A 26,825-nucleotide genomic window follows, 5' to 3' on the forward strand; every position below is an offset into this window, starting at 1 on the left:
GGAGACCCTTGAGGTCAGGGCGTGACTCGGTCGTTGTGCGCGCAGCCCGGGGCGGAACGGCCGGCGACGCCGGCGAGCACCAGGTCGACCTCCGCCAGCGAGTCCTCCAGCGCGGCCCGCTGGTCCGTGGCGCGCGCGATGTCCAGGGCGCTCTCGCAGATCCCCCCGTACAGCAGCGAGGTGGCCGGGCCCAGCGGCCGGTCGGGGATGCACCCGGCCTCGACCGCGATGGCCAGCCCGCGCCGCATCTGCTCCTTGCATCCGGCCTGGATGTCGCGCATGGCGGCCCAGTCGAGCGCGCCCGGCGCCTCGACCAGGGTGATCTGGCGGACGGCGGGCTCCAGCGAGGCCTCCAGCAGGGCCCGGCAGCCAGCGGACATCCCGTCCCACGGGTCCCGCCTGGCCTGGAACGCCTGCCGGACGACCACGGCGAGCTCCTTCTGGTCGGCGGCGTAGACCTCGCGGAAGATCTGCTCCTTGTTGCTGAAGTGGTGGTAGAACGCGCCGCGTGTCACACCGGCCCTGGCGCAGATCGCGTCCAGCGAGGTTGCGGAGAAACCGTCGCTGATGAACAGCTCACGCGCCGCCGCGACCAGGGCGCCCGTGGTCGCCCTGGTGCGTTCCTGCTGGCTCCGTCGCGCACTCGTGTTCGTTGTCATCCGCGTGTCCCTCCTGCCTGAACCCGAGGATAGAAGAACATCCGCGGCGCAGGTGTCACCGGTGTGCTCTCACGTCGGGCAGGGGCAGGGCTATGACGTCAACGCGCCGCCCTTTCCGCACGCTCTCGCCAGGCCGCGAACTTCGCCGCCGCGGCCTCGGTGGACAATCCGAGTTGCTCGCACATCTGATGGAAGTCGAAGAAGAACCGCTCGTGGGCGATCAGCTCGTCGCGTACGGTCCAGTGGCAGGCGAACGGCAGTGCGAAGGACCGGCCCGTGGGCTCGATCCCCACCAGGCTCTCCACCATGGTGGCCCGCACCGTCCCGGCGCCGATGACCAGATCACCGGCCTCGACCAGATACTCCAGCTCCACCCCGTAGTCGGGGAAGGTGCGCAGGAACGCGGTGTTCTGCCGGGCTACCTCGTCCAGGCCGGTCGCGACGGCCTGGAAGGCGATCGTCTCGAAGACGACGTCCGGCCGGCAGTACCGCATCGCCGCCCGGACGTCGGCGCGGCTCTTCGCTCGCGCGTAAGCCTGTACGACCTCAGTCGGTGTGGGTGGTGTCTCCGGCATTCCCGACTCCTCGTTCGACGCCGACTCTGTTTCCCGCGTTTCCCGCTGACCCTGTCTCACGCCGGCTCGCTCTCACACCGGCTCGCTGACGGCGAGCACGACCTTGCCGGTGGTCCGGCCGCCGGCGACGAGATCGTGCGCCCTGGCCGCCTCCGCCAGCGGGAAAACCGCTTCGACGTGCACCTTGAGCAGCCCCTTGGCGACGAGGCCGGTCAGCGCTTCCAGCCCCGCGCCGTCGGGGTCGACGAGGTAGGCCACGGCGCGCACGCCGAGCTCGCCGGCGCGCTCGTACAGCCCGGGGGTCCACGCCGCCTGCCCGCTGACCAGGACACCGCCGGGACGCAGGCATTCCAGCGCCTTGAGCCCGGCTTCGCCGCCGAACATCTGGATGACGACGTCCATGTCGCGCGCCGCGGCGGACACCTCCGTCGTGGTGTAGTCGATCACTTCGTCCGCGCCCAGTCCGCGGACGAAGGCGTGTTTGGCGGCGCTGGCGGTGCCGGTCACATGGGCGCCACGGGCCTTGGCGATCTGGACCGCCAGGTGCCCCACGCCGCCGGCCGCGCCCGCCACGAGGACCCGCTGTCCCGGGGCGAGGGCTGCGACCTCGGTGAGCATCTGCCACGCCGTCAGGCCCGCCAGCGGCAGCGCCGCCGCCTCGGTGAAGCTCATTCCCTCCGGCATCTGGGCGAGATGGCGGGCGGGGGCGGTGACGTACTCGGCATAGCCGCCCGCCGCGCGCGGGAACCACGGCATGCCGAACACCAGGTCGCCGGGCTGGAACCGGGTCGTGCCGTAGCCGGTCCGCACCACCTCCCCCGCGATGTCCCAGCCGTTGATGAACGGCAGGTCGAGCACCCGGTTGTACGCCTGACCCCGGCTCGTGTACACGTCGACCGGATTGACCCCGGCCGCAGCGACCTTGACCAGCACCTCGCCGAACACCGGCTCCGGCGCCGCCATCTCGACCAGCGCCATGGCCGCGGTCTCTCCCCATGCCGATTGCCGTATCGCCCGCATGAGCGCCCCTCTTTCGGGAGTGATGACGCCAGGGATAATACATACATACATCATGTATGTAAATGCGAGGCGGCACTCACCGATGAGGACGGCTTGGCCGAAGGGCAGAACCGGCCGCTGGACCCGGTCCTGTTCATCGAGCTACGGGATCATTTCTGGCTCTCCGCGATCTTCGTGCCCGCCTCGGCCTGCGGCTGACGCACGTCCGCGCTGCTACGCAGGGTGATCGGCTTGAGCAGCAGCGCGGCGACGACACCGACAGCGGCGACGACGGCGGAGATGAGGAAGACATGCCCGGTGGCGTCGCCGTAGGCGGTGGCTCGTGACACGCCGTCGGCCGTACCGGCGCCGACCTGGCGGGCCAGGACCGCGCCGAGCACGGCGACGCCGACGGTGCCGCCGAGGGAGCGGAAGAACACGACGGTGGCGCTGGCGGCGCCGATGTCGGTCAGCGCGACGGCGTTCTGCACGACGAGGACGAAGTTCTGCAGGGTCAGGCCGACGCCGGCGCCGACGAGCACCATCGCGCACCCGATGAGCAGCATGGGCGTGCGCTGGTCGAGCAGGCCGAGGATGACGAAGCCGGCGGTGAGGCTGACGGCTCCGGTGATGAGGAACGGCTTGAGCTTTCCGCTACGGGAGACCAGCCGGCCGCCGACGATCGAGGCGACCAGGATTCCGGCCATCATCGGGATGGTGAGCAGACCGGCCTCGGTGGGGGTGTGGCCGCGGCTGATCTGGAAGTACTGGGTGAGGAAGACGGTCGCGCCGTACATGGCGGTTCCGGCGGCGAGGCTGCCGAGGATGGCGAGGGCGGTGGCGCGTTGCCGGATGATGCGCAGCGGCACAATCGGCTCGGCGACCCGGGATTCGACCCAGAGTGCGACGCCGAGCAGCAGGATCGAGCCACCGACCATGGCGGCGGTCTGCCACGAGGCCCACGCGAAGGCGTCGCCGACGAACGAGACCCAGATCAGCAGGAGGCTGACACCCGCGGTGATGAGCGTGGCGCCCCAATAGTCGATCTTCACGTTGTCGCGGCGGTAGACCGGCAGCCGCAGGGTCAGCTGCAGGATGATCAGCGCGAGGATCGCGACGGGGATGCCGACGAAGAAGCACCACTGCCAGCCCAGCCACGAGGTGTCCACGATGAAGCCGCCCAGCAGCGGGCCGCCGATGGTGGAGATCGAGGTGACGCTGGACAGGTAGCCGGCGTAGCGGCCACGCTCCCGGGGCGAGACCAGCGCGCCGATCGCGATGTTGACCAGGGTCTGCAGTGCGCCGACGCCGACGCCTTGCAGGGCGCGGGCGGCGATCAGCTGCCCGGCGTCCTGGGAGAAGCCGGCGGCGATCGAGCCGGCGACGAAGATCAGGATGGCGATCTGGACCAGTGCCCGCTTGGAGAACAGGTCGGCGAGCTTGCCGAAGATGGGGGTGGCGACGGTGGCGGCCAGCAGGGTGGCCGTCACCACCCAGGTGTACTGGGTGGGGGAACCGTGCAGGTCACCGAGCATGCGCGGCAGCGCGGTGGTGACCACGGTGCTGGCCAGCGTCGAGACGAACAGGGCGAGGAGCAGTCCACTGAGCGCTTCGAGGATCCGCCGGTGGGTCATGTCGGGGGCGGAGGTCATGGAGCGGTCTCCTCGGGCGGCAGCAGTAGCACGCTGCCGTCGCCGTTCGCGGCGATGACCAGGGAGCCGTCCGCCGTGGCCGCGATGCCGGCGAACGGCCGCGGCATTCCGGGCAGCCCGGGCGGTACGAACAGGCCGGGTTCCGGGCCGCTCAGGCCGGCCGCGGACGCGACCGGCAAGGAGTCGGCCTCGACCACGACATCGCCGGTGGCGAGGTCGAGGGCGAGCAGCCGGCGGTGGGTGGTCTCGACGACGTACGCGGTGCCGTCGTGGACGGTGATGCCTTGCGGGGTGCCGAGCCCGTCGGCGAGCAGCACGGGTGCGCCGAGTTCGACGCGGTACACGGCGGCGAGCTGCTCGTCGCTGACGTAGCAGCGCTGGTCGGCGTCGACGGCCACGCCGACCGGGCGGCCGAGGCCCTCGGCCAGCACGCTGACCTGGTCGTCGTGGTCGATGGCGACGACGCGGCCGGCGCCGGACTCGGCGACCACCAGGGTGCCGTCGGCGCGTACGGCGATGCCCAGCGGCCGGTTCAGGCCTTCGGCCCTGGTCCGCATCGTGCCGGAGCGGCGATCGTAGGTGCGTACGTGCCCGTACTGGGAGGTGGTGTGGAGCAGGTCGCCGTCGGCGGCGACGCCGTGCACGAAGTTCACCAGCTCGGTGGTGGTGACGTCCTCGTCCGGCCGGCTGGCGGGCTGGGCGAGGCGGTAGTGGTCGGCCACGTGGATGCCGCCGCCGAGATCGACGCTCACCCCGAAGGGCCCGCCGAGGCCGCGGGGCACGATCTGGCGGGTACGTCCGTCGGCGGCGAGCTCGGCGACGCCGCCATGCGCGTAGCTGGAGACGAACATCCGGTTGTCGGCGTCGAAGGCGGCGTTGTCCAGGGCGTTGAGCTCGCTGACGATGGCGGACCGATCACCGGTGCCGGTCAGGTCGACGCGCGTGACGATCCCGGTCGCGCCGCGGGAGAGGACCAGCAGGGCGCCACCGCGGTCGAAGCGCACGGCGACCGGATCCGGGACGTCCGCGGCCACGAGCTCCGGCTCGCCGCCGTCGAGCGGGATGCGGAACACCTCGCCGGTGAGCATGTGGGGGTAGTAGAGCCGCCGGTCCGGGCCGAGTTGCATGGCGTTGCCCATGGCGAGGCCCGCGGTGAGCACCGTGGGCTCGTCGCCGGCCGTGGACAGCTCCAGCAGGCGTCCGCCCGGGATCATCTCGTTGGCGAACACCCGCGTGCCGACGCAGGCGATGCCGTTGGGTGCGGTGATCTCGTCGGTGACGAGCGTGAAGGTCCCGGCCGGGTCGCGTCGCCACACCCGGCCCGGGACCAGGTCGGTCACGTACATCGCGCCGTCGGTGTCGAAGGCGAGGTCGTCGGGCGAGTGCAGCGGCCCGTCCGGTGGCACGACCACCTCGACGTCGCCGGTGGCCAGGTCGACGGCGCTGATCTGCCCGGCGAGGAACTGGGCCACGTACAGGCGTCCGTCGGGTCCGAAGGCCATGCCGTTCGATCCCCACAGCGGGCGCGCCCGGATCAGACGCTCGACCTTACGCCGGTTCAGCGGCTGCCCGCTCAGGGGTCGCCCGCTCGTCGGCTGCCCGCTCAGGGGGCGCCCGCTCATCGGCTGCCCGCTCGTTGGCCGACCGCTCATCGGCTGCCCGCTCGTTGGCCGACCGCTCATCGCTCGCCCGCCAGAACCTCGTCCATGCCGCCCTCGGTGCGCCAGCGGCGCAGCAGGTCGTGGAAGGCGACCGGGCCGGGCCCGTACGTCTGGCTGCCCGGTCGGGGCTTGCCCTCGTTGTTGTAGTAACCGGGGGTGCATTCGGCCTGGAACCGGCTGTTGTCCGGTGCCAGCTCCCGGATGGTGGCGACCCACGCGTCCTCGGCCTCGCTGGTCGGCTCGACCACGTCGGCACCACGCCGGCGGGCCTCGGCGACCACGGCGCCGATGTGGGTGGCCTGCTCCTGCAGGATGTGCACGAAGTTGACCGCGGAGGCGTTCTGCAGCGGGCCCAGGTGGAACAGGTTCGGGAAGCCGTGGCTGTAGCAGCCGTGCAGCGTGCGCGGGCCGGCCTTTCGCCAGGTGCCGAGCAGGGGCGCGCCGTCCCGGCCGTGCACCGGCAGCGCGCCGGAGACGATGCCGGAGACGCCGACCTCGAAGCCGGTCGCGAAGATGACGCAGTCGACCTCGTACTTCTGCTCGCCGACCACGACCGCCGACTCCGTCATCGCGGTGATGCCGCCGTGGTCGGCGGTGTCGACCAGGGTGACGTTGGGCCGGTTGAACGTCTGCAGGTAATAGTCGCTGAAGGTGGGCCGCTTGCACATGTAGCGGTACCAGGGCTTGAGCAGCTCCGCGGTGGCCGGGTCGGCGACGATCTCGTCGACGCGGGCGCGGATCTGGTTCATCTTCTGGAAGTCGGCGATCTCGTCGAGGTGCTCGCGCTGCTCGGGTGACAGGGCGGTGTCGACGGTGCCGGCCAGCAGGTGGCGTTGCAGCCGTGCGGTACTGGTCCAGCCGTCGCCGATCAGGTCCTGTTCGGCGGAGCCTCCGGTGACGACGGTGAGGAAGTTCTCCATCCGTTCCTGCTGCCAGCCGGGCTTGAGCGAGGCGGCCCAGGACGGGTCGGTGGGGCGGTTGTCGCGCACGTCGACCGACGAGGGGGTGCGCTGGAAGACGTACAGGTGCTGGGAGTCGCGTCCCAGGTGCGGGATGACCTGGATGCCGGTGGCGCCGGTGCCCACGACCGCGACCCGCTTGCCGGCGAGCTTGTGCAGGCCGCCGCTCTGGTCGCCGCCGGTGTAGCCGTAATCCCAGCGGCTGGTGTGGAAGGTGTGCCCGCGGAACGTCTCGATGCCCGGGATGCCGGGCAGCTTCGGCTGGGCCAGAGTGCCGGAGGACATCACCACGTAGCGGGCACGGAAGTCGTCGCCGCGGTCGGTGCGTACCTGCCATTCGGCCGCGGTGTCGTCCCAGCGCAGCTCCGTGACGCAGGTGTGGAACATTGTGTCGCGGTACAGGTCGTAGAGCTTGGCGATCGCGACGGCATGCCGGCGGATCTCCTCGCCGGGCGCGTATCGCATGGTGGGCAGGTAGCCGACCTCTTCGAGCAACGGCAGGTAGATCGATGACTCGATGTCGCAGTGAATGCCCGGGTAGCGGTTCCAGTACCAGGTGCCGCCGAAGTCGCCGGCTTCGTCGAGCATCCGGATGTCGTCCACGCCGGCCTCACGGAGCTTGGCCCCGGTGAGCAGCCCGCCGAAGCCGCCACCCACCACCAGCGCCTCGACCCGGTCGCGGGCCGGTTCCCGCTCGACGCGCTCGGTGTATGGGTCGGCGGCGTAATAGCCGAAGTCGCCGCGGGCGCCCTGGTATTGGGCGTTGCCGTCGGGCCGCAGCCGGCGGTCACGTTCGTGGCGGTACCTGGCGCGTAGCGCGTCCGGGTCGAAGCCCAGCTCCGCGACTGAGAGGTGGGGAGGCGGCGTCGAAGAGTGGTGCATGAATGCCCTTCCGATTCGGGGACCGCTAAGTCATCGCCGAGCCTGGGAGAACGGCACGGGGAATCGCCGGCGCAGAGCCGATCGGACGGGGCGGCAGACACGTTCCGCAGCGGAGGGATGAGGATTGCCCCGTCCGAGAAAAGCTAACCGAAGTTAGAAAATTAAGTCAAATGACTGCCTCAAACCCCGGTTGCCGGCGCCAGATACAGCCCTTCGATGGCATCGATCAGCTCGGCGGCCGTGGCCGACCACGCCGCCCTGGCCGCGTCCGCGTCGGCGGGCAGTGTGCTCTCGCGACGGGCACAGGTGTGCACGAGCAGCGTGCGTGCCATGTCGTCGCGCCGGCGGCGCAGCTCGGGCGAGAGCGCCGGCAGGCAGCGGTGCAGGCCGCCGACGACCGCGTAGAAGTTGGGCGCGTCGTGCAACCCTGCGGCCGCCAGCTCGCGTAGCTGCGGTTCTGTCATGATCTGAGCGGCGAGCCTGGCATACCAGCTCGGGGTTCCCAGGCTGCTCAGATGCTCGGTGAACGGCAGCACGACGCACGCGACCCAGTCGCGCAGATCCGTGCTGTCACGTCTGGCCCGCAGCAGGTGATCCCGCATCCGCTCCATCTGCGTGGTGTGGTGCCCGACGATCGCGTGCAGCAGGTCGGCCTTGGTGCCGAAGTGGTAGCCGACGGCGGCGTTGTTGCCCTGACCTGCGGCTTCGCTGATCTGGCGGTTGGAGACCGCGAACACCCCGTGCTCGGCGAACAGGCGCTCGGCGGTCAGCAGGATCCGGCTCCGCGTCTGACCCGCCTTCGCCGTGGTCCTGTCTGCTGCCGGGTCCGTACGCGCCGCCGAGGCCGCCGAGGCCGCCCCGATGGTCGCCGTACCCGCCGCGGCCAGCGCGAACATCTGGTCGAGGATCTCGAACAGCCGCGCGGGGCCGCCCTCGGAATCCCACGCCATGAAGCTCTCCCGGACGCAGACGAGCGCCATGCTGCTCATCGCCCTGGCGCGCAGGCCGGTGATGCCGCGATCGCCGAGCCAGCCGAGGATGGACTCCTCGAAGTGCATGTTGGCCAGCAGGAGGTAGCGGTTCAGCTCGGGCTGGCCGGCCAGGATGCGCCGCCGCGCGGACACCGTCCGGTGCTCCGCGGTCAGGTATGCCTTGAGTGCCCTGGTCAGGGCCACCCACGGGTCGGCGCCGACCTCCCGCGCGAGCAGGTCCGCGACCTGGGCCGCCTCGCCGAGTGCCGGGTCGAACAGGGCGCCCGCCTTGGTGTCGAAGTGGTTGAAGAAGGTGCGCCGGGACACGCCGGCGGCGGCCGCGATGTCGTCGATCGACACGGCGTCGAATCCGCGCTGCTCGAACAGGGTCAGGGCGGCCTGACGCAGCCGGTGCCAGCGTCCGGCCTTGTCTGCGGCGACAGTGGTCCGGGTGCCCGGGGACGTGGAGGTCACCCCTAGACAGTAGGACCTCAGCGTGCATGGTGCATCTGCACTGAGTGCAAACGACGTGGCGTGCCGCGTCCCGGTCAACGACTCCTGCGAGTGGTACGCCGAGCCGGTCGACTTCAACCTCGTGAGCGGCGTACCGGCATGGTCGCCCCCTCCTCCGAGCGGTTCACCATCCATCCGGGAGGCGGCAGGGGCGCCGTCAACCGGCCCCAGAGCCGGCCACCCGGGCGTTCTGACACGGACATGCCGCTGCCGTCGGGCGGACACCTTGACAGGTCAGGATCGGCACGCGTAAAGATCCTCAGAAAGGGGCCAGCATGTCCGCACGAGATCGTGCCGCCGTCCGACCATTACCCGGTGATCGCGCACCTGAAGATCGGCGGGCAGGCGTAACGACGTCACCACTGTGCGTCCGGCCCGCGGTGGTGACCGCGGGCCGTCTTCGAACGGCCCCTCAGCGTCTGACCCCGGGACCGTCGGCTCGCGCCAGCCGGTATTGGGTGGGCGTCACGCCGTACGAGCGGGTGAACCAGCGGGTGAGGTGGGCCTGGTCGGTGAAGCCGACGTCGCCGGCGACCAGGGCCGCGGGGTGCCCCCTGGCGAGCAGGCGGCGCGCGGCACGCAACCGCAGCAGGCGCTGATACTCGCTCGGCGCCAGCCCGTAGGTCGCCAGGAAGGCCCGATAGAGGGCGTACCGGCCGGAACCGGTCCAGGCCGCGAGGTCGTCGGCGCTGATCGGGTCGGTGTAGCAGTCGTCGATCAGCTCGCGCGCCTTCGCGGCGAGCCGCGCGGCGGCCGGCGCACCGGGAAGGGCGCCCGGGAGCGCGGGCGTACGGGCGGCCAGCCGCGCGAGGGCGGCGACGGCGGCGTGCAGCAGCTCGTCGCGTTCGAGCGGGCCGGCGCCGTTCGACAGCGCGGTGTGCAGCCTGCGCAGCCGCGCCGCGAGAACGGGAGAGTCGACGACCGGGGCGGCGAACAGCGGCAGCCCGGCCGGGCGCCGCGTCACGTCGGCGAGGACGTCGGAGATCAGCTCCTCGCCGATGTGCACGATCCGGTAGGTGAATCCCAGCTCATGGGCCGCATGCCCGTCGTGCACCTCGTCCGGGTTGAACGCCATGACCATGCCGGCCGCGCTCGTGTGCCCGGCGCCGCGGCAGGTGAAGGTCTGCGCGCCGTGCTCGGTCACGCCGAAGGAGTAGGTCTCGTGGCTGTGGCGGTGATAGCGGTGCCGCAGGAAGCTCGCGTGCATCGCCTCCAGCGGCATCTCGGCCGAACGCCAGTACGTCGCCCACTCCCGGTCGTCGCCGGTCATCTCGTCATCACCTCGTTCCGTCCGCGGACATGAGTGCGGCGCACGAGCCTACAAGACCCGTTTGCCGGTCAGCGCCCAGCATGTTCCCTACCAGCGCGTTTTGGGCGCGGAAGGACGCGTTGCGGAGGGGCATCCATGGCGGGCACGACGACAGGCGGCACGACGACGGCAGGTACGGCCGGCACCCGGCCGTACCTGCTGCTGGCCACGACGATGCTGCTGTGGGGCGGCGGCTTCAGCAGTTCCAAGGTCATCGTCGATCACCTGTCCCACTCCGTGGTCGCGGTGTTGCGGTTCGGCGGCGGTGCCCTGGCGCTGCTGGTCGCGCTGCGGCTGTCCCGGCGGGGCGGCGACGGCGACGGGCACCCGCGGTCGCCGAGGCGGTCGCCAGCGCGGGACTGGGTGCGGGCGGCCGCCGCGGGGGTGCTCGGCGTCTTCGTGTACAACCTGCTGTTCTTCTGGGGGCTGTCGCTCGCGCCCGCGATCGACGGGAGCGTCGTCGTCCCCGTCATGAGCCCCGTGCTCACCACGGCCTTTCTGCTGCTCACGCGGCAGGACAAGGCGTCGGCGGCGCGAGTGGCGGGGCTGGCCTGCGGGGCGGCGGGCGCCGTGATCTTCTTCGTGGGGTCGGGCGGAGCCGCGGGCGGGGGCCAGGCCCGGCTCGCGGGTGATCTGCTGTTCCTGCTCAGTGCGGGCTGCTGGGCCGGGTTCACGCTGCTGGGACGCCGCGTCCTGGCCGGGATCGAGCCGCTCCGGGCGACGGCGTACGCGACGGCGAGCGGGGCGGTGCTGCTGGCGCTCTACAGCGCGCCGGCGGCGGTCGAGGTCGCCTGGGGGGAGGTTCCCGTCCACGTCTGGCTGAACGTCGTCTTCGTGGCGCTCGGCCCGACCGCGGTGGCGAACGTGCTCTACTACCGGGGCATTCAGGACGTGGGGCCCGCGTCGGCGTCCATCATGATGTTCCTCGTGCCCGTCGTCGGGACCGCGTGCTCCGGCCTGTTCCTGGGCGAGTCCTTCGGCGCCGTGCAGGCGGCCGGAGCGGTGGTCCTGCTCGTCGGAGCCGTCCTCGCCGTCACCCAGGGCAGGCTGCCGAAACGGCGCCGCGCCGTCACGATCAGCCGGTGAGGCTCTCGTACGCGGTCCCGTTCACGCTAGGCGCGGAAGGGCCCTTGCGCACAGTCCCCACGCGGTGGAGAAACCTCTATAGCAGCGATCATCCGCTGTATATGGTTACAGCGTGTTCACGCTCCAATCCCTGCTGCGCCGCGCCGCGCTCGAGCTCCGTGTGCTGGTGCCCGGCGACCCGGGCGCGCTGGAGGCGCCCGTCGCCTGGGTGCACAACACCGAGCTGCCCGACCCTTCGGCCTACCTGCGTGAAGGGGAGCTCGTGCTGACGAACGGCCTCTGGATCGGCCAGGTGCCCGCAGCGCGGTTCGTCCAGAACGTCAAGCGGGCCAAGGCCGGCGGCATCGTCTTCGGCCTGCGTGCCGAGCTGCCCGGCACCCCCGGCGAGCTGATCGAAGCCTGCCGCGCGGAAGGGCTGCCGCTGCTGGAGATCTCCGTCGCGGTGCCGTTCACGGCCGTCTCGAAGGCCGTGGCCGACCTGCTGGCCGACGAGCGCAAGCAGTCGCTGGTCGGCATGGTGCGCCGGGGCGACGCCCTGGCCACGGCGATCTCGCGGGGGGCCGGTGCGTCAGGCGTGCTCGACGTCCTGCGACGGGAGCACGACCTGCCGCTGGCCGTGGTCGACAGGATGGCGCGTTCGCTCGCGGTGGCCGGCGCCACCCTGGACGTTGACCAGTTGCAGGCCGTGGCCGCAGCACTGGCCAGGAAGCCGCCGGCTCTGGAGGTGGAGCTGGGGGGCGCGGGGCTCGCGGCGTTGTTCCCGGTGGGCGCCGTCGGTGACATCGACGCGGCTCTCATCTGCCTGCGCCCGTTGCGCGAGCTCACGACGCCCGAGCGCCAGGCCCTTGAGCAGACGGCTCGCTTCCTCAGCCTGGAGGTGGCCAAGCAGCAGGCGGTCCAGGGGATCGAGATGCGCTTCGCCGGCGAGCTCCTGGAGATGATCCTGTCGGGAGGCTGGCGGGCGGCGGAGGTTCCCGGCCGGTTGCGCGCCTTCGGCGTGGATCCGGACGGTCCGCTCGCGGTGTGCGCCGTGGCGTTCGCGGGCGGCGAGGCCGCGACCCTGTACGGGCTCGCCGAGGTGATCGGGGAGTTCTTCGCGGCCGAAGGGGTGCCGGCGGTGGTGGCCGGCGGCTCGCAGGACGTCGTCGCCGTACTGCCATGGCGAAACCCCGAGCCCGAGCTGCCGATGCTCGCCCAGCGCCTGGCGGGCAGCGTCGAGCGGCGCTTCCCCGGCCTGCGCCCGGTCGTCGGCCTCGGCGGGCTCGCCGCCCACGCGGCCGAGCTGCGTCCCCAGCTCCTGCAGTCCAGGGAGGCCTGCCGCGTGCTGCGGCGCACCCGCACGGGTCCTTCCGTACGGGCCTTCGCCGAGCTGGGCACGCACCGGCTGCTCCTCGGGCTGCTCGACACCGAGACGCTGCGTCACTTCTCCGGCAGCCTCCTCGGTCCGCTGAAGGACCATGACCGGCGGCGGGGCGGCGAGCTTGAGCCGACCCTGCGGGCGTTCCTCGATCACGACGGGCAATGGGCGGCGACGGCCGCGGCGTTGCACGTCCACGTCAACACCCTGCGCAACCGGCTGGCCAGGATCACCGAGCTGACGGGCAGGGACGTGGCGCGTACGGAGGATCGGGTCGATCTGTTCCTGGCGCTGACCATCGAGGCGATGGACTGGGCTCAGCCCGGATAGACCTCCGGGTCCACCACCGGAGGCCGCGGCCGGCGCACGGTCAGGCCGTCGTCGGCGGCGGCCCGCCCGGCCAGGTCGCGGCAGCGGGCGAAGGACACGTCGGCGCAGCTCAGCGCGTACTCCAGGAAGTGCCGCAAGGCCAGAGCCCGGCCGGGGCGGCCGGACAGGAAGGGGTGCACGCACAGGTTGCACAGGCCGCCGTAGTGACGCATCCCGTCGAGCTCGGCCCGCCACAGCTCCACCACCTTCGCCGGGGACTCGATGACGGAGCCGATGTGCGGTGCGGGCAGGTAGGCGTACTGCTCCCAGTCGTCGAGCGACCAGTGGACGGGCAGTTCGACGATCTCCCCGGCGGGCGTGGCTATCTTGTACGGCTTGTCGTCCCCCATGAGGGAGGAGTCGTAGCGCAGGCCGTACTCCGCCACCAGGTCGGCGGTCTGCCAGGACGCCTCCCAGAGCGCCGCCCGATGGCCCTGGATCTCGATGCCCTGGCCGTCGAACACCGCCAGCGCACGCTCGAAGTCCGCGCGTTCCTCCGCGGCCGTCATCGACGTGGGCGGCCGGTGGCTGTAGGAATGGTGTGCCACCTCGTGGCCGCGCTCGACGATCGACGGGGCGAGCGCGGGGCGGTGCTCGGCGACCCAGCCGGGCACGAAGAACGTGGCGGGCACGTCCAGGTCGTCCAGCAGGTCCAGGATGCGGGGCAGACCGACGTCGGGACCGTACGCCTGGTGCGACATCGTGCTCGCGTGGCCGGCGAAGCCGCCGCCCTGGGCGAGCACCGGTGTCTCGGCGTCCACGTCGAAGGTCAGCGTCACGACCGCGGCGGACCGGCCACGCCAGCCGCCGCGGCCCTCTCCCCCGTCCCGGAGCTCGTCTCGGCGCTCGTCTCGGCGCTCGTCTCGCCTGGGCGTGGTCAAGCCGGCACTCCGTCCGCCGGCCGCCACAGGCGGGCGTTGCTCAGCGTCGCCATCGGGTGCAGCATCCGGTGGTCGAAGGCCGCCATCGGCAGCCCCTGGGCCAGTCGCCGCGGGAAGTCCGGGTTGGCCAGCGCTCCCCTGCCGAGGGTCAGGACGTCCGCGTGACCGTCCCGCAGCACCATGGCCGCCTGGGCGAGGTCGTGCATGCCGCCGTTGGCCAGCACGGGCAGTCCCGTCACCTTGCGGGCCAGGCCCGTGATCGTCATCTGCCCGTCCAAGGTCGCGGTCTCCACCCAGTCTCGTCCTTCGCTGGCGATGTGCAGGTAGCTCGCGCCCGCTTCGGCGAGCGCGGCGAAGATGGTCTCCCCGTCCCTGGAGCCGCCGGCCCATCGGTGCGTGAAGTCGTTGACCTTGCCCTGCGACAGGCGGATCCCGACGCAGAAGCGCGGCCCGACCTCCGCGCGGATGGCGGAGACGATCTCTGCCGCCAGTCGTACCCGGTTGGCGACCGGCCCACCGTAACGATCGTCGCGCCGGTTGGTGTAGTCGGTCAGGAACTGATCCACCAGGTAGCCGTTGGCGCCGTGCACCTCGACCCCGTCGAAGCCCGCCCGCCGGGCGCGTACGGCCGAGGTCACGAAGCCGCGCACCACCTGGTCGATGTCGTCCTGGCTCATCGCGCGCGGCGCCGGCCAGCTTCCGTGCCCGCCGTACTCCGGCATCTTCTCCCCGCGCGGCGGGACCGCGGACGGCGCCGCCGTGTCGTCGCGGTAGCGATTGCCCTGCGACAGCGCGCCCGCGTGCATGAGCTGGACGATCACCGACGCCCCTGCGTCATGCACCCGTCCGGCGATCTCCGACCAGGCGGCCTCATGGCGATCGCTGACGATGCCTGGCTGGTTGAGATAGCCCTGGCTGTAGAGGGTGTCGGTATAGGTGCCCTCGGTCAGGACGAGCGAGAAGCCGCCGTCCGCGAAGGCCGCGTAGTAGTCGGCCATCTCCGTGGTGGGCGTGCCGTCCGCGGCGGCGGAGACCCTGGTCATGGGTGAGACCGCCAGCCGGTTGGCGAGGTCGAGCTCGCCGATGCGCTCCGGGCGCAGGGCGGGGTGCTGGATATCGTTCATCGTTCACTCACTCCTCAGAAGGTCGATCGCCAGCGGCGTGGGCTCGTGCCCGTTGATCCCGACCAGCTCCTGCGGGCACGCCGAGACCACGAACACGCAGTCCATCGCCGCCTCGAAGGTGATCGCGTCACCGGGCCGGCTGATCGCGGTCAGCCAGCTCAGCCGGCCGTCGTCCGCCACCGGGATCCGCATGAACACGTTGACGGGCTGCGGAGTCACCGCCACGGCCAGCCCCAGCCCCGCCAGGCTCCTGGCCAGGTTGTCCGCGCAGGAGGCGTGGAACCCGGCCACCCCCAGCGCGCGGTAGCGTTCCGGGTCGCAGGCGGCGATGAGCATGTCATGCCGGCCCGGCGAGGTGTCGCCCACCAGGGTGAGAATGGGCCTGCGCCGGTCGGTGACGAACCGCTCCCCGTGCGCCGGGAACAGGCGGCTGGTGGCGGCCCGGGTGTGTGACGCGCTGAGGTGCTCGTTCACGTCCTGCGCGGCGAAGGCGAACACGTCGCCGACCTGACCCCCTTCGAGGTCGGTGACGCGTACGCGCTGACCGGCTCTGACCTGGACCGCCCGTCCCTCGCGGGCGGGCACGATGACTGGCATACCGACAGCCAACCAGCCGGGCCGCCGACGTGGCCATGGAGATTCATCCAGCTTCCGGTCTGGAAGATGGATGAACCTCTACCGACCCTCTCGCGACGGGCGGTAGCGGGCCACCTCGCAGATCCACTCCACGTTGGCGTGCGGAAGCGCGAGGTAGGCGCAGGCGACCTTGCTGGCCGCCCGCGCGGCCCCGTGGGACAGGCCGAGGCGGCGGTAGACGCCGGGGAGCGCGCGTGCGGCCCGCTGCAGGTCGGTGGCGCGCTCGGCGATGCGGTCGATCACCCAGGAGACGGCGGCCGGGGAGGACAGCCCGAGGTGGTGCCGGGCGGCCAGGACGTAGTTGGACAGATCGGCCTCGTGCTCGTCCTTGTCCAGGGTGAGCACGTCGTTCACCCAGGTCGAGACGTCGTTGGCGGCGTCGGCGAGGTCGCTCCAGGCCGGCAGGCTCATCAGGTCCTCGGACAGCTCGGTGCCGAGGACGGCCTCGCCGGCGTCGAAGATGAACGAGGCGGAGGCGACCCGGCGGTGCGGCGGATATTCGGCCAGCGGGCTGAACCGCCCGGTCCGCCTGATCTCGATCTCCCACTGGGTGCTGCGGCGGTTGAGCTCCAGATGAGCGCGGAACCGGTCGCGCCAGGCGGGGCCCATCCCCGTCGCCGTGACCTGCCAGAGCTGGGCGAAGGCTCGTTCCATGGGGTCGGCGTGCGCCGGCGCGTGATCGTGGTCGACCACGTGGAGCAGCCGGGCGTAGGTACGGTCGATCTCCTGCGGGGCGGGCCGGGCGCGTTCGTCCCAGTGATCGTCGAGCAGCACCGCCCAGGTGAGCCATTGGGCGAACAGCACGAGCTTGTCGTCGCTGGAGTCGGTGAAGACCCGCCCTGCCATGCGATGCCCGCCGATGCCGTGCAGCCGCCGCCGGGCCGTGGCGTCACCGGCCAGCCCGGCCTGCCCGGCCCAGCCCAGCACGCGCCGGCCGGCGGCATCGGCACGCGGATGCATGCGGCACCGGCCGACCAGGGCGGGAACCCGCTGGAGAAGGGCATGCAGATGAGGCCGGGCGTCGGCCGGTGCGGTCATGAGGCGGGGAGCCTGCCGAACAACAGGTTGCCGATCGCGCTGGGGTCGTCGGAGGTGTAGTAGTCGCGCGCGGCGTGCAGCAGCTCCTCACGGCTGAGCACGCCGTCGCCGTCGAGGTCGAGCGCCGCGAAGGCGTGCTCGCAGTCCTGCTCGGACCGGCCGAAGGCCTCGTGCACCAGCAGGAACTCCTGCGGCGTGATGAGACCGTCGCCGTCGGTGTCGGCCAGCGCGAGCACCGCCTCGATCGCCGGGCTGAAGACCGGCTCGAAACGGTCGCCGTCGATGAACGAGGCGATCACCGAGGCCCGGTACTCGTCCGGGGCGATGCGGCTGTCACCGTCGAGGTCGGCCGCGGCGGCGAGGGTGTTCCACAGGATGTCGAAGGTGTCGGCGACCCGCCGGCCCTGCTCCCCGGCCGGCGAGGCGCCGAAGCCGGTGAGCAGCCGGGCGCCGAGGCCCTGCAGGTCGTCACGCGTGATGGCGCCGTTGCCGTCGACGTCGATGTAGCCGAACGACCGGTCGATCTTAAGTATCTGCAGGTCAGTAGGCATACGCCGCCTTTCGCCGAGAAAAGGGAGCCGTGGGCACGACTCCCGGCAATCACCTTATGCATTTGCCCGAACACTCTATGTATCCATCAGGTGACAAGATCCTTGCCCGAAACGGCCGGCCTCCCCGCTTCGAGGTTCGTGAAGCGGGGAGGCCGGGGGTCACTGCGGCCAGGGGGTCACTTCAGGCCGTACGCCCTGTGGACGGTCTGCTCGACGGTGTTGCCCTCGGCGTCGGTGGCCTGGGCCCTGAGGCCGACGGCCCCCGTCGTGAGCGACAGCGTGGGCGGCGTGATGGTGGCGTGGCCCGAGGCCGAGACGCGGACCGGCGTCCAGTGCGCGCCGTCGTCGAACGTGACCGACAGCTTCATGCCGGTCACCTTCGCGTCCCGCGCGGCGTAGGAGCCGTGATAGCCGGTGACGGTGATCCGGTGCGACGTGCCCGCCTTGATCCGGTTGTCCAGGTCGAGCGGCACGTCGTAGCGGAGGTTGAGCCGCCTGACCGGCTCGCACGGCGCCAGCTTGCCCGTGGCGAACCAGGCCAGGCAGAGCCCGTCGTCCGTGCTGGTCATCCCGCCGGTCGGCCGCTTGGAGCGGAACGTCCACGCGGTCTCGACGTCCTTGGCGTACAGCTGCGACGGGTTGGGGGTGTGGAAGGCGTCGGTGAGCCGGTAGGCGGCGTCCTGCTCGGGGAGCGTGAACGTCGGCACGATGATCGCGAAGATGGCGAGCACGATCGTGGCCTCGACGAGCGGCACCTCCTGCCCGTCGCGGTACAGGTGCATCTCGTCCTTGCCGCCGTGCTTGTCGCTCTGGAAGTTGGCGTTGTACGCGAACGCCTCCTGGTGGTTCGGCACCGGCCCCATGACGGGTAGCGCCGCCATGAACATGTCCTCGGTACGGCATGGGAAGCACTGCGCGGTGCCGGAGCGGAGCACCGCGTCGGAGACGACGACGTTGCCCGGCACGCGGGGCTGGACGCCCCACGCCTCGGTACGCGAGCCGGCGGAGTCGAAGATGTCCACGGCCGTCGCCGACAGCGCGCGCTTGCCGTAGTAGCCGGCGCCGTCGTCGTAGGTCATGGTGTTGGACCGGGTCCAGACGACCTCCGGCGAGAGCGGCCCCACGTACTCGGTCAGCGTGGTCTGCGAGCGCACGGTGTGCTCCATGGACCACACCCCCGAATACCTGACCGGCTTGATCATTCCCGCCGAGGTGGACAGCGTCGCCTGGCCGGGCCGGTCGGCGTGGAAGCGGTCCTCGATCCGGCGCAGGTCGCGGGCCTTGACCGAATAGTCGAGGTCGGAGGGCACCCTGCCCTGCTCGGGGAGCATCAGCGAGTACAGGTAGGGCGTGGTCACGACGCCCTCCGCGCTGACGGTCACCGGCCGGCGCCCGGCCAGGGCGGCCAGCGCCCGCCCCTCCTCGGCCGGCAGGCTCATGGTCGGGACCGGGTAGGAGGGCCAGCTTCGCGCGGGATCGAGGAAGGGCCGCCCGGCGGCCCCGTAGCCGAGGACCGCGACGGCGCCCGCCGCCTGGGCGGCCTTGACCCGGTCCAGGGCGTTGCCCGAGCAGGTCGTGGCCGGGCAGAGGTCCCCGAGGTCGAGCAGGACCAGCTTGCCGCGCACGTCCAGGCCGCCGAGATCGGCGCCCTGGCCGGCCACGACGAGTGGGAGCCGGCTGCGGCCGTCGAGCTTGAGCGTGCTCGGCTGCAGGTCGCGGTAGCGCGGGGTGAGGCGGGGGCCGCCGTCCGCCTTCATGGTGACGGCGGGCGCGCCGAGCTGGTAGCGGCCGGTGAGGGTGAAGGTGCCCTGGGTGACCTTGCGGGTGGGCAGCAGCAGGTAGTCGTCGAACCCGTACGCCGGATACAGGGACCGCACGTCGAGGTAGTTCTCGTCGTTGGCGGCGATGCGGCGGAAGGCGTACTGGGAGAGCCGGACCTCCGAGTCGCGCGGCGTCTTCACCGTCACCTTGTGCGCCTTGCGCAGGTCGAGCGTGACCGTGGTGTCCCGGGTGAGCTCGATCTGCGGGTCGGCCGGCAACGACTGGAGCCACTCGCCGTCCGCGCCGCGCCAGGCCAGCGCGCTGACCACGGTGTAGGTGCCGGGGTAGATCTGGGCCTCGGTCTCCGCGCCGGTGGCGGGGAGGTAGGAGGCCTGGAGGTCGTCGCGGTCGTCGGTGCGCATGAACAGCCACGGGATCTCCGTGTTGTCACTCGCCCCGTCGGGCAGCACCAGCTTGGCCCGGACGGTGATCTTCTTCGGCTCGACGAACGCGCCGACGGCCGTGTTCACCTGGACCTCGCCGTTCGAGGCCCGGACGAAGCCCTCGTACCAGGTGTCGGAGCCCGAGGGGCCGAACGTGACGGTGACCGGCGCGGTGCCGTGCGCGGGGACGGTGACCGTGTCGCGGTCGAGGGTGAGCGTGTCCGGCGGCGTGCCGCCCCGGTGGGCCTTGATCCCGCTGCTCAGGGTGAGGGTGACGGGCTGGTCGCCGTCGTTGGTGTAGGTGAGGGTCTTGGCGACCGGGCCGTTCTGGGGCGAGGGCAGGAAGCCGAAGTCGATGCCGCCGGAGCCGCGTACCTGCTGCTTGACGGCGCGGGCGACGTCGACGCGCCCGGCGCCCTGCTCGTAGGAGTCCTGGCCGTCGCCGTGGGCGGTGCTGGTGAGCGCGGTCTTGAGCTGGAGGTTCGTCCAGCCGGGGTGCTGCTGCGCGAGCAGCGCGGCGGCGCCCGCCACGTGCGGGGTGGCCATCGAGGTGCCGGACGCCGTGGTGTAGCCGTCCTCGGCGGGCGTCCCCATGGACGTGCCGTGAGCGCGCGCGGCGACGATGTCCACGCCCGGGGCGCTGATGTCGGGTTTGAGGCTGTAGTCGACGAGGGTCGGGCCCCGGCTGGAGAAGGGGGCCAGGGCGTCCGAGCGGTCCACCGCGGCGACGGTGAGCGCCGAGGCGGCGGTGCCCGGCGAGCCGATCATGCGGCTCTTGCCGTCGTTGCCCGCGGCGACCACGAACAGCGCTCCCGACTCGGCGGTGATCTTGTTCAGCGCCTGGTCGAGCGGGTTGTCCGGCCCGGGGCAGCAGCCGCCGAGGCTCATGCTGATCACGCGGGCCCGCTGGGCGGCCGCCCACTGCATGCCTTCGATGACGTCCGATTCGAGGCCGCTGCCGTAGTTGTTGAGCACCTTGCCGACCAGCAGCGACGCCTCGGGGGCGACGCCCCGGTACTTCTCGCCGTTGCCCGCGATGATCGAGGCCACGTGGGTGCCGTGGCCGTGCCCGTCCTGGGCGCTGGACTCGGAGCTGAAGTTCTGGCTGGCGGCGATCCGGCCGGCCAGGTCGGGGTGGGTGGCGTCGATGCCGGTGTCCAGCACGGCCACCTTGACGCCGGCGCCCTTGAGCCCGGCGGCCCACGCCTCGGGGGCGCCGATCTGCTTGACGCTCTGGTCGAGGGAGACCTGGATCCTGCGGTCGAGCCAGATCTTCTGCGACGCCGACCTGGCCGTGGCGACCCCGGCCCAGAACTGGCCGGCCGCCTTCTTGTCGATCTTGACGGCCGCGCCGTCGATGCTGGCCAGGGTACGCGCCCCGGCGGCGCGCTGCTGCGGCCCGTGCTGGACGATGACGGGCAGGGTGGGGCTCTCCGCGTCGGAGTAGCCGTTGCCCGCCAGGTACGCCACGTCGAACAGGCCCTTGTCGAGCCGTCCCGCCGACACCTGGCTCATGACGTCCGTGGGGTAGACGTAGTAGGCGTCGCCCTCGCGTACCGAGAGGAAGAACACCGGCGTGCCGCCGGGCCGTTCCGCCGGCTCGATCTGCACCTGCGGGCCGCCCTGGTCGGTGGCATAGGTCACCACGTCGCCGGTGATCAGCGTGATCTTCTTCTGGGGCTCCTCCGCCGTCCCGGCGGCGGCCGCGGCGATCGGCGGAGCGGGAGGTGGGGCCGGCGCGGCCATCCCGGTGGAAAGCAGCACGCCTAACGCGACAAGCGACCGACCGATCATGCTTCTCCTCAGAGATCATCGCTATCCGGGGGAACCATGACATATGGCAGTCAAGTCGTGAAAGACGGTAGTGAGTCCTCTTCCCGCCATGTGCGGAAATAGGACATGCTGGGGGCGTGCTGGAGATCATTGGGCTCTCGTACGCCGGGCAGGCCCTGTACGAGGCACTGGTGGAACGCTCGCCCGCCACGCTCGCCGAGCTGGGGCACGCCGCCTCCACGGCCGCCGACCTGGAGGAGCTCGGGCTGATCACCCGGCTGCCCGAAGACCCGCCGCGGTACGTGGCGGTCTCCCCCGGGACGGGGCTGGACGCGCTGATCCGGGCGCGCACCCAGAAGCTGGCCGCGGCCCGCCACCGCGCCGCCCAGCTCACGGCCCGTTTCCACCGCTCGGTGCCGGACCGGGACCCGGCCGAGCTGGTGGAGGTGGCGATCGGCCAGGACGCGGTGAGCCGGTGGTTCCAGCGGCTCCAGGAAAGCGCGCGGCGGCAGATCCGGGTCTTCGACACGCCGCCGTACGCGACGCCCGCGGGCGGGAACGCCGTGGAGTTCGAGCTGCTGGAGCGGGGTGTGGAGTATCGGGGGCTGTACGACAGGCGCGCCCTGGAGGTGCCGGGGACCCTCTCGCTCATCACCCGCTACGTCGCGGCCGGCGAACAGGCCAGGGTCGGCGACGTGCCCGTCAAGCTGGCACTGAACGACCACCCCATGGCGATCATGCCGTTGCACCACGACCGGCACGCCGTGGAGTCGGCGCTGGTGGTGCACGATTCGACGCTGCTGGACGCGTTGTCGGCGCTGTTCGAGATGTACTGGGAGCGCGCGGTGCCGCTGCAGGTCCGGCACGGCCGCCTGGCCGAGGCGACGGGGCCCGCCGACGCGCAGCGCGATCTGCTCCCGCTGCTCGCCGCCGGGCTGACCGACGCGGCCGTCGCCGCCCACCTCGGCTGGAGCGACCGCACCGTACGCCGCCACGTCCACGCGCTGATGGTCCAGCTCGACGCCCGGACCCGCTTCCAGGCGGGCTACCAGGCGGTCCTTCGCGGCTGGCTGGACCCGTGACGTCGCTGGGCGCCATCGGGCTCGGGCCCGACGAGGAGGCACTGTACGAGCTGCTCCTGGACCGCTCCCCCGCCACCCTCGGCCAGCTCACCGCCGCCTGGCCGCGCGCCGACCTCCGGCCCCTGCTGGCGGCGCTGGAGCGCAAAGGGCTGCTCAGCACCTCACCAGGACCCCCGCCCGCCTACACCGCCGTCGCCCCGGAGATCGCGCTCGACGTCCTGCTGCTCGCCGCCGAGCGCGACCTGCTCCGGGTCCGGGAGCGGGCCCGCGCGCTGGAGGAGGTGTTCCAGGAACGCGCGAGGGAGCGTACGCCCCCGGTGGTCGTCGAGGTGGTCACCGGCCGGCGCGCGGTCGAGCAGCGGCACGCCCAGATCCAGTACGCGGCCAGGCAGCAGCTCCGCTGCCTGTCCAAGCACCCCTACTTCGACCCGCTGGGCAGCGTGGCCGCCCAGCACGAGCTGCTCGAACGGGGCATCACCAGCCGCCTGATCTACGAGCGGGAGTTCGTGGCGGCCGAGGGCGCGCTGCGGCAGATCGAGGAGATGGTCGAGGCCGGTCAGCAGGCGCGGGTGCTGCCCGAGCTGCCGATGAAGCTGTACGTGGTGGACGACCGGCTGGCGCTCCTCCTGCTCAGGCACGAGCCGGCGGACGCGCTGTCGGCACTGGTCATCCATCCGTCGGGGCTGCTGGAGGCGTTGATCCGGCTGTTCGAGGGCCTGTGGCAGCGGGCCTTGCCGTTCAGCCCGACCTCATCGGCCCGCGACGCGTCACGGGGCTCGCGGGACTCGCGGAACTCGCGGAGCTCGCAGGACTCTCGGGACGATGCGCGGCTGGTCGCGCTGCTGTTGTCGGGGCTCACCGACGAGGCCATCGCCCGCCAGCTCGGCATCGGCCACCGTACGGCCGAGCGCCGGATCGCCGGCCTGATGGCCCGCCTCGGCGCCCGTACCCGCTTCCAGGCCGGTGTCCAGGCCGCCCGCAACGGCCCTCGGACGGAACCCCATGATTCATGATCTTGACAGCAGACCATGGGAGCCCGTCAGCCGCCGAGGCGGGACTCGAAGATGAGCTCCCAGGCACGCTGCCGGGCGCGGGCGACCGCTCCCAGCAGCACCCCGCTGTCGCCGAGCGCGCTCGCGACCACCCGCGGCCGTGGCGGGGCTGCTCGCGGGGGCCGTGACGATCCTGTCCGCCGACCGGGACGCGCCGCTGCTGCTCGCGCCGGGGATCAACGTGCTGGCAGGTGAGGCGCGAGCGGCCTGCTCCAGCACGAAACTGCGGATTGATGACCGCTTCCGGCTTTCGTATAGAGCGCGTCGGGTAGGGGCAGGCGCATGGCCACACTCATAGACCGGGTACGCGCGTATCTGCGCAGCCCCAAAGGCAGAGCGAACGTGGAAAAGGCGAAACGAATGGCCCGCGACCCCCGCAACCAGCAGAAGGCCCGGCGTTTTCTGGAGCGGTTCAGGGGGCGGCGTCACTGACGTGGTGAGGCCAGACTGGCGTGCCACGGGTTAAGTGACTGCCGATCGCGGCGCGCGCGGGCTGCGCTCGGATCTCGGACGTCTGGACGTGCTGGTCAACAACGCCGAACGCTCACCGCTCGGGGCCACGAGCTGCAGTTCGCCGCCAACCACCTCGGCCACTTCGCGCTCACCGGCCAACTGCTCGACCTCCTGGCCAACGGCGACGACCCCCGCGTGGTCACGGTCACCTCGGCCAGCCACCGGCAGGGAAAGATCTTCTTCGACGACCTGACCGGCGCGCGCACATACTCGCCCATGAGGTTCTACAAACAGTCCAAGCTCGCCAACGCCGCCTTCGGCTGGGAGCTCCACCGGCGGCTCACCACGCAGCGTGCTGGCCCACCCCGGCTACATCTCCACCAACCTCCAGACCAGCGCGCCGGTCGGCATGGTGAAGCTTCTGTTCGGCCGCATTCTCGCGCTTGTCGCCCAGTCCCCCGCCCAAGGGGCGCTCCCCCAGCTGTACGCGGCTACCGCCCCTGGGCGTCGAGAGCGGGCACTTCATCGGCCCCGGCGGCCCGGCCGAGCTGCGCGGCGCACCGTCCTGGAGCTGCGCGGCGCCGAGCCGCAGATCCCGCCCAGGCGTTGAGAGCCAGATGTGCGTGGCCCAGCAGGGACAGCGTGAAACGCGGCCGGGGCCCGCACCTTTGCAGGTGCGGGCCCCGGACGTGTGGCTTGTGCCGTGTCAGGCGGGACGGATGTTCTCCGCCTGCGGGCCCTTCTGGCCCTGGACGACGTCGAAGGCCACCTTCTGGCCCTCGTTCAGCTCACGGTAGCCGCCGGTGGCGGCGATGTTGGAGTAGTGGGCGAAGACGTCGGCGCCGCCGCCATCCTGCTCGATGAAGCCGAAGCCCTTTTCCGAGTTGAACCACTTGACGGTTCCGGTTGCCATATCGATCTCCTCTTGATGGCTGGGAGACGGAGCCCGCGTCTTACGGGTCCCGTGTCGCTTGGATGAAGCCCACCCGGAGATGACCGGCAAAAAAACAAAAAGCGCACCTGCAGAGTTCGTCAGGTGCGCACAAGTCTTTAATGGGTACCACAACTGCAACACCACAAACTATACACGATCCGCAGCGGTCCATGCAAACGAGGCCGCCCGCCATCGGCTGTCTTCCGCGCCTACGAAGCCGGGAACACCGCCTCCTGCTGGATCCGCGCTACCACGTACGTGACGGGAAGCTTCTTGGCGGCGGCCGCCGTGGCCGCGTCCTGGGCGTCCGCACGAGCGTCGTCCAGGTTCTGGGCGCTGTAGGTGTAGGTGCCGTGAACGGACAGGAGACCATCGCCGTGGTTGAACTCCAACACGACGAACTCGGTTCCGGAAAGCAGGCCGTCGATCACGGGGATCTCCTTCGGCTGGGAGGAAGCGCCTTCAGGGTAAGCCCGCCGCCGCGAACCTCCCAGGGACTCATGCCAGGCCCTGGACCCGGCCATCGTCAGGAACCTCTCCTCCCACGCTCAAACGCCTGGTCAGCCAGGGCATGGACACGTAGTCGCCATCGATGCGGAACACATGACGAAGTCGTGGGATGAACAGGAAGCAGAACGTCCGGAATCGGCTCTAGCCTGACGTCCTGACCGAGTTCCGTCCTCGCCGAAACGCGCTGAAGAAAGAGAACTGATCATGGATATCCTGCTCATCGCCGGTCTGTGGCTCGACGGATCCGCGTGGGACGACGTCCTGCCCGCCCTTGAGGCGCTCGGCCACCGGCCCGTACCGATCGCCCTGCCCGGGCAGGGTGACGGGTCCGCCTCGGCCACTCTCGACGACCAGGTGGCAGCCGTGCTCGCCGCCGTGGAGTCGGCGTCGGCGTCGGGAAAGCCCATGGTGGTGGGGCATTCCGCCGCTTGCACCCTGGCCTGGCTGGCCGCCGACGCGTGCCCTGAGCGGGTCGCCAAGGTCGCGTTCATCGGCGGCTTCCCGGCCGCGGACGGGCAACCCTACGCCGACTTCTTCGAGGTGGAGGACGGCGTCATGGCCTTCCCCGGCTGGGGTCCGTTCGAAGGACCGGACTCAGCCGACCTCAGCGACGAGGCAAGGAGCGACTTCGCCTCCGCGGCGATTCCCGTCCCTGCCGGGGTGACGAAGGGCGTGGTACGCATGACGGACGAGCGACGGTTCGACGTACCCGTCCTCGTCGTGTGCCCCGAGTTCACCCCCGCCCAAGCTCAAGAGTGGATAGCCGCCGGTGACGTGCCCGAGCTGGCCAAGGTCAAGCACCTTGACTATGTGGACATCGACTCGGGCCACTGGCCCATGATCACACGACCTGCCGAACTCGCCCGGCTCCTGGCCGCCGCGGCCCCTGAGGTCTGACACGGCTACCGGCCATCACTCCTTGCTGATCAGCCGGAGCGATCCCGCGTGATCGGGCGCGGTCGCTCGGACAGCAGGCCGCGCCCGCCGGCCCGGCCTCCCGCACGGCGCTCGTGCTGCGGCTCATAGGCGCGGGTCAGGGTGGTGGAAAGCGGAAACCCCGGCGCTGCTCGCGTGTGGCGAGGGGTGCCGGGGTGGGTGGTCGGTTTGGGCTGTGGTTGTGCCGGGGTGGGTTCGGGTGGGTGGTCGGTTTGGGTGGTGGTTGTGGTGTCAGGCGGTGGCTCCCAGGGCGAGGGCGGCGATCACGGGGACGAGGTAGAGGATGGGGTAGGCGACGGTGGTGTAGGAGCGGGCGCGCAGGACGGTGATGACGGCGCCGGTGAAGTAGAGAACGAGGCCGGCTCCGGCCAGGATGCCGATGACGGGGACGAGCAGGCCGGCCAGCAGGCCGGCTGCTCCGGCGGCCTTGGCGGCGCCGAGCCAGGGCCACCATGCGGCCGGGACGCCGTAGGAGGCGAGTGGTTCGACGACCCAGGCGGCGCGGGTGAGGACGGCGTAGGCGGAGAAGGCGACCCAGGCGGCGGCGAGCACGGTGACGATGGTGTGGATCATGTGGGGTGTTCCTTGCTTCAGTGACGCTGGGCCGGGGCCGCAGCGGCGTGATCGGTGAGTCCGTCACTGCCTTGACCCGCCGCCCT

The 26,825-nt window shown here is 71.3% G+C and carries 23 protein-coding genes; 6 read left to right on the forward strand and 17 right to left on the reverse strand.

Annotated elements, in window-relative coordinates:
• Window positions 1-14: 14 nt before the first annotated feature.
• The 8 genes from ABEA43_RS59690 to ABEA43_RS59725 all read right to left on the reverse strand — a co-directional run bounded on the left by ABEA43_RS59690 (window position 15) and on the right by ABEA43_RS59725 (window position 10,141).
• Window positions 15-659, reverse strand: coding sequence for a TetR/AcrR family transcriptional regulator (locus ABEA43_RS59690; protein WP_345577005.1), 645 nt, complete (start codon window positions 657-659; stop codon window positions 15-17).
• 98 nt (window positions 660-757) lie between these two features.
• Complete coding sequence (locus ABEA43_RS59695; protein ID WP_345577007.1) at window positions 758-1,234, reverse strand: ester cyclase; 477 nt, start codon at window positions 1,232-1,234, stop codon at window positions 758-760.
• A 72-nt stretch (window positions 1,235-1,306) separates the two neighbouring features.
• Window positions 1,307-2,212, reverse strand: a complete 906-nt coding sequence (locus ABEA43_RS59700) for an NADP-dependent oxidoreductase (protein WP_345577009.1) — start codon at window positions 2,210-2,212, stop codon at window positions 1,307-1,309.
• Window positions 2,213-2,403: 191 nt separating this feature from the next.
• Window positions 2,404-3,885: an MDR family MFS transporter gene (locus ABEA43_RS59705; protein WP_345577011.1), complete on the reverse strand. Its 1,482-nt coding sequence runs from the start codon at window positions 3,883-3,885 to the stop codon at window positions 2,404-2,406.
• Window positions 3,882-5,387: an SMP-30/gluconolactonase/LRE family protein gene (locus tag ABEA43_RS59710; protein WP_345577013.1), complete on the reverse strand. Its 1,506-nt coding sequence runs from the start codon at window positions 5,385-5,387 to the stop codon at window positions 3,882-3,884. Before ABEA43_RS59710 ends, ABEA43_RS59705 begins: the two co-directional genes overlap by 4 nt.
• A 176-nt stretch (window positions 5,388-5,563) precedes the next feature.
• The gene (locus ABEA43_RS59715) at window positions 5,564-7,387 is read right to left on the reverse strand and encodes a flavin-containing monooxygenase (RefSeq protein ID WP_345577015.1); all 1,824 of its coding nucleotides are present in this window, start codon (window positions 7,385-7,387) and stop codon (window positions 5,564-5,566) included.
• A gap of 179 nt (window positions 7,388-7,566) precedes the next feature.
• The gene (locus ABEA43_RS59720; protein ID WP_345577017.1) at window positions 7,567-8,832 is read right to left on the reverse strand and encodes a TetR/AcrR family transcriptional regulator; all 1,266 of its coding nucleotides are present in this window, start codon (window positions 8,830-8,832) and stop codon (window positions 7,567-7,569) included.
• Between the two features lie 451 nt (window positions 8,833-9,283).
• Window positions 9,284-10,141, reverse strand: a complete 858-nt coding sequence (locus tag ABEA43_RS59725) for an AraC family transcriptional regulator (protein WP_345577019.1) — start codon at window positions 10,139-10,141, stop codon at window positions 9,284-9,286.
• 135 nt (window positions 10,142-10,276) lie between these two features.
• Between ABEA43_RS59725 and ABEA43_RS59730 the strand changes: the two genes are divergently transcribed.
• Both ABEA43_RS59730 and ABEA43_RS59735 read left to right on the forward strand, forming a co-directional pair.
• Window positions 10,277-11,266 carry a DMT family transporter gene (locus ABEA43_RS59730; RefSeq protein ID WP_345577021.1) on the forward strand — a complete coding sequence of 330 codons (990 nt, stop codon included), beginning with the start codon at window positions 10,277-10,279 and terminating at the stop codon, window positions 11,264-11,266.
• Between the two features lie 112 nt (window positions 11,267-11,378).
• Entirely contained in the window at window positions 11,379-12,953 is a 1,575-nt protein-coding gene (locus ABEA43_RS59735; RefSeq protein ID WP_345577023.1) for a PucR family transcriptional regulator, read from the forward strand.
• Here ABEA43_RS59735 and ABEA43_RS59740 read toward each other — a convergent pair.
• The 6 genes from ABEA43_RS59740 to ABEA43_RS59765 form a co-directional block, all read right to left on the reverse strand.
• Window positions 12,941-13,873 carry a polysaccharide deacetylase family protein gene (locus tag ABEA43_RS59740; protein WP_345577025.1) on the reverse strand — a complete coding sequence of 311 codons (933 nt, stop codon included), beginning with the start codon at window positions 13,871-13,873 and terminating at the stop codon, window positions 12,941-12,943. The genes ABEA43_RS59735 and ABEA43_RS59740 overlap by 13 nt on opposite strands.
• On the reverse strand, window positions 13,870-14,997 hold the full coding sequence (locus ABEA43_RS59745) for an oxidoreductase (protein ID WP_345577027.1): 1,128 nt from the start codon (window positions 14,995-14,997) through the stop codon (window positions 13,870-13,872). The genes ABEA43_RS59740 and ABEA43_RS59745 overlap by 4 nt, the downstream gene beginning before the upstream one ends.
• Before the next feature lie 3 nt (window positions 14,998-15,000).
• Complete coding sequence (locus ABEA43_RS59750; RefSeq protein ID WP_345577029.1) at window positions 15,001-15,594, reverse strand: DUF1989 domain-containing protein; 594 nt, start codon at window positions 15,592-15,594, stop codon at window positions 15,001-15,003.
• A 78-nt stretch (window positions 15,595-15,672) separates the two neighbouring features.
• On the reverse strand, window positions 15,673-16,671 hold the full coding sequence (locus ABEA43_RS59755) for a terpene synthase family protein (protein WP_345577031.1): 999 nt from the start codon (window positions 16,669-16,671) through the stop codon (window positions 15,673-15,675).
• Window positions 16,668-17,222: an EF-hand domain-containing protein gene (locus ABEA43_RS59760; RefSeq protein ID WP_345577033.1), complete on the reverse strand. Its 555-nt coding sequence runs from the start codon at window positions 17,220-17,222 to the stop codon at window positions 16,668-16,670. Before ABEA43_RS59760 ends, ABEA43_RS59755 begins: the two co-directional genes overlap by 4 nt.
• 176 nt (window positions 17,223-17,398) lie before the next feature.
• Window positions 17,399-21,220 (reverse strand): S8 family serine peptidase, encoded by a 3,822-nt coding sequence (locus ABEA43_RS59765; protein ID WP_345577035.1) that lies wholly within the window; start codon window positions 21,218-21,220, stop codon window positions 17,399-17,401.
• A 116-nt stretch (window positions 21,221-21,336) separates the two neighbouring features.
• Between ABEA43_RS59765 and ABEA43_RS59770 the strand changes: the two genes are divergently transcribed.
• From ABEA43_RS59770 to ABEA43_RS59780, 3 genes are all read left to right on the forward strand, one after another.
• Complete coding sequence (locus tag ABEA43_RS59770; RefSeq protein WP_345577037.1) at window positions 21,337-22,281, forward strand: transcriptional regulator; 945 nt, start codon at window positions 21,337-21,339, stop codon at window positions 22,279-22,281.
• On the forward strand, window positions 22,278-23,294 hold the full coding sequence (locus ABEA43_RS59775; RefSeq protein ID WP_345577039.1) for a hypothetical protein: 1,017 nt from the start codon (window positions 22,278-22,280) through the stop codon (window positions 23,292-23,294). The genes ABEA43_RS59770 and ABEA43_RS59775 overlap by 4 nt, the downstream gene beginning before the upstream one ends.
• Window positions 23,295-24,138: 844 nt before the next feature.
• Window positions 24,139-24,396: a hypothetical protein gene (locus ABEA43_RS59780; RefSeq protein ID WP_345577041.1), complete on the forward strand. Its 258-nt coding sequence runs from the start codon at window positions 24,139-24,141 to the stop codon at window positions 24,394-24,396.
• 96 nt (window positions 24,397-24,492) lie between these two features.
• Here the strand turns inward: ABEA43_RS59780 and ABEA43_RS59785 are convergent, their stop codons facing one another.
• Together ABEA43_RS59785 and ABEA43_RS59790 are read right to left on the reverse strand one after the other, a co-directional pair.
• A complete protein-coding gene (locus ABEA43_RS59785) occupies window positions 24,493-24,699 on the reverse strand; it encodes a cold-shock protein (protein ID WP_345577043.1) in 207 nt (68 codons plus the stop codon).
• Between the two features lie 230 nt (window positions 24,700-24,929).
• Complete coding sequence (locus ABEA43_RS59790; RefSeq protein WP_345577045.1) at window positions 24,930-25,151, reverse strand: hypothetical protein; 222 nt, start codon at window positions 25,149-25,151, stop codon at window positions 24,930-24,932.
• A gap of 283 nt (window positions 25,152-25,434) precedes the next feature.
• Between ABEA43_RS59790 and ABEA43_RS59795 the strand changes: the two genes are divergently transcribed.
• Window positions 25,435-26,127 (forward strand): alpha/beta fold hydrolase, encoded by a 693-nt coding sequence (locus ABEA43_RS59795; protein WP_345577047.1) that lies wholly within the window; start codon window positions 25,435-25,437, stop codon window positions 26,125-26,127.
• Window positions 26,128-26,397: 270 nt separating this feature from the next.
• Here the strand turns inward: ABEA43_RS59795 and ABEA43_RS59800 are convergent, their stop codons facing one another.
• The gene (locus tag ABEA43_RS59800; RefSeq protein WP_345577049.1) at window positions 26,398-26,739 is read right to left on the reverse strand and encodes a DoxX family protein; all 342 of its coding nucleotides are present in this window, start codon (window positions 26,737-26,739) and stop codon (window positions 26,398-26,400) included.
• Window positions 26,740-26,825 lie beyond the last annotated feature (86 nt).

The sequence above is a fragment of the Nonomuraea rosea genome, assembly GCF_039539705.1.
Taxonomy (GTDB): Bacteria; Actinomycetota; Actinomycetes; order Streptosporangiales; family Streptosporangiaceae; genus Nonomuraea; species Nonomuraea rosea.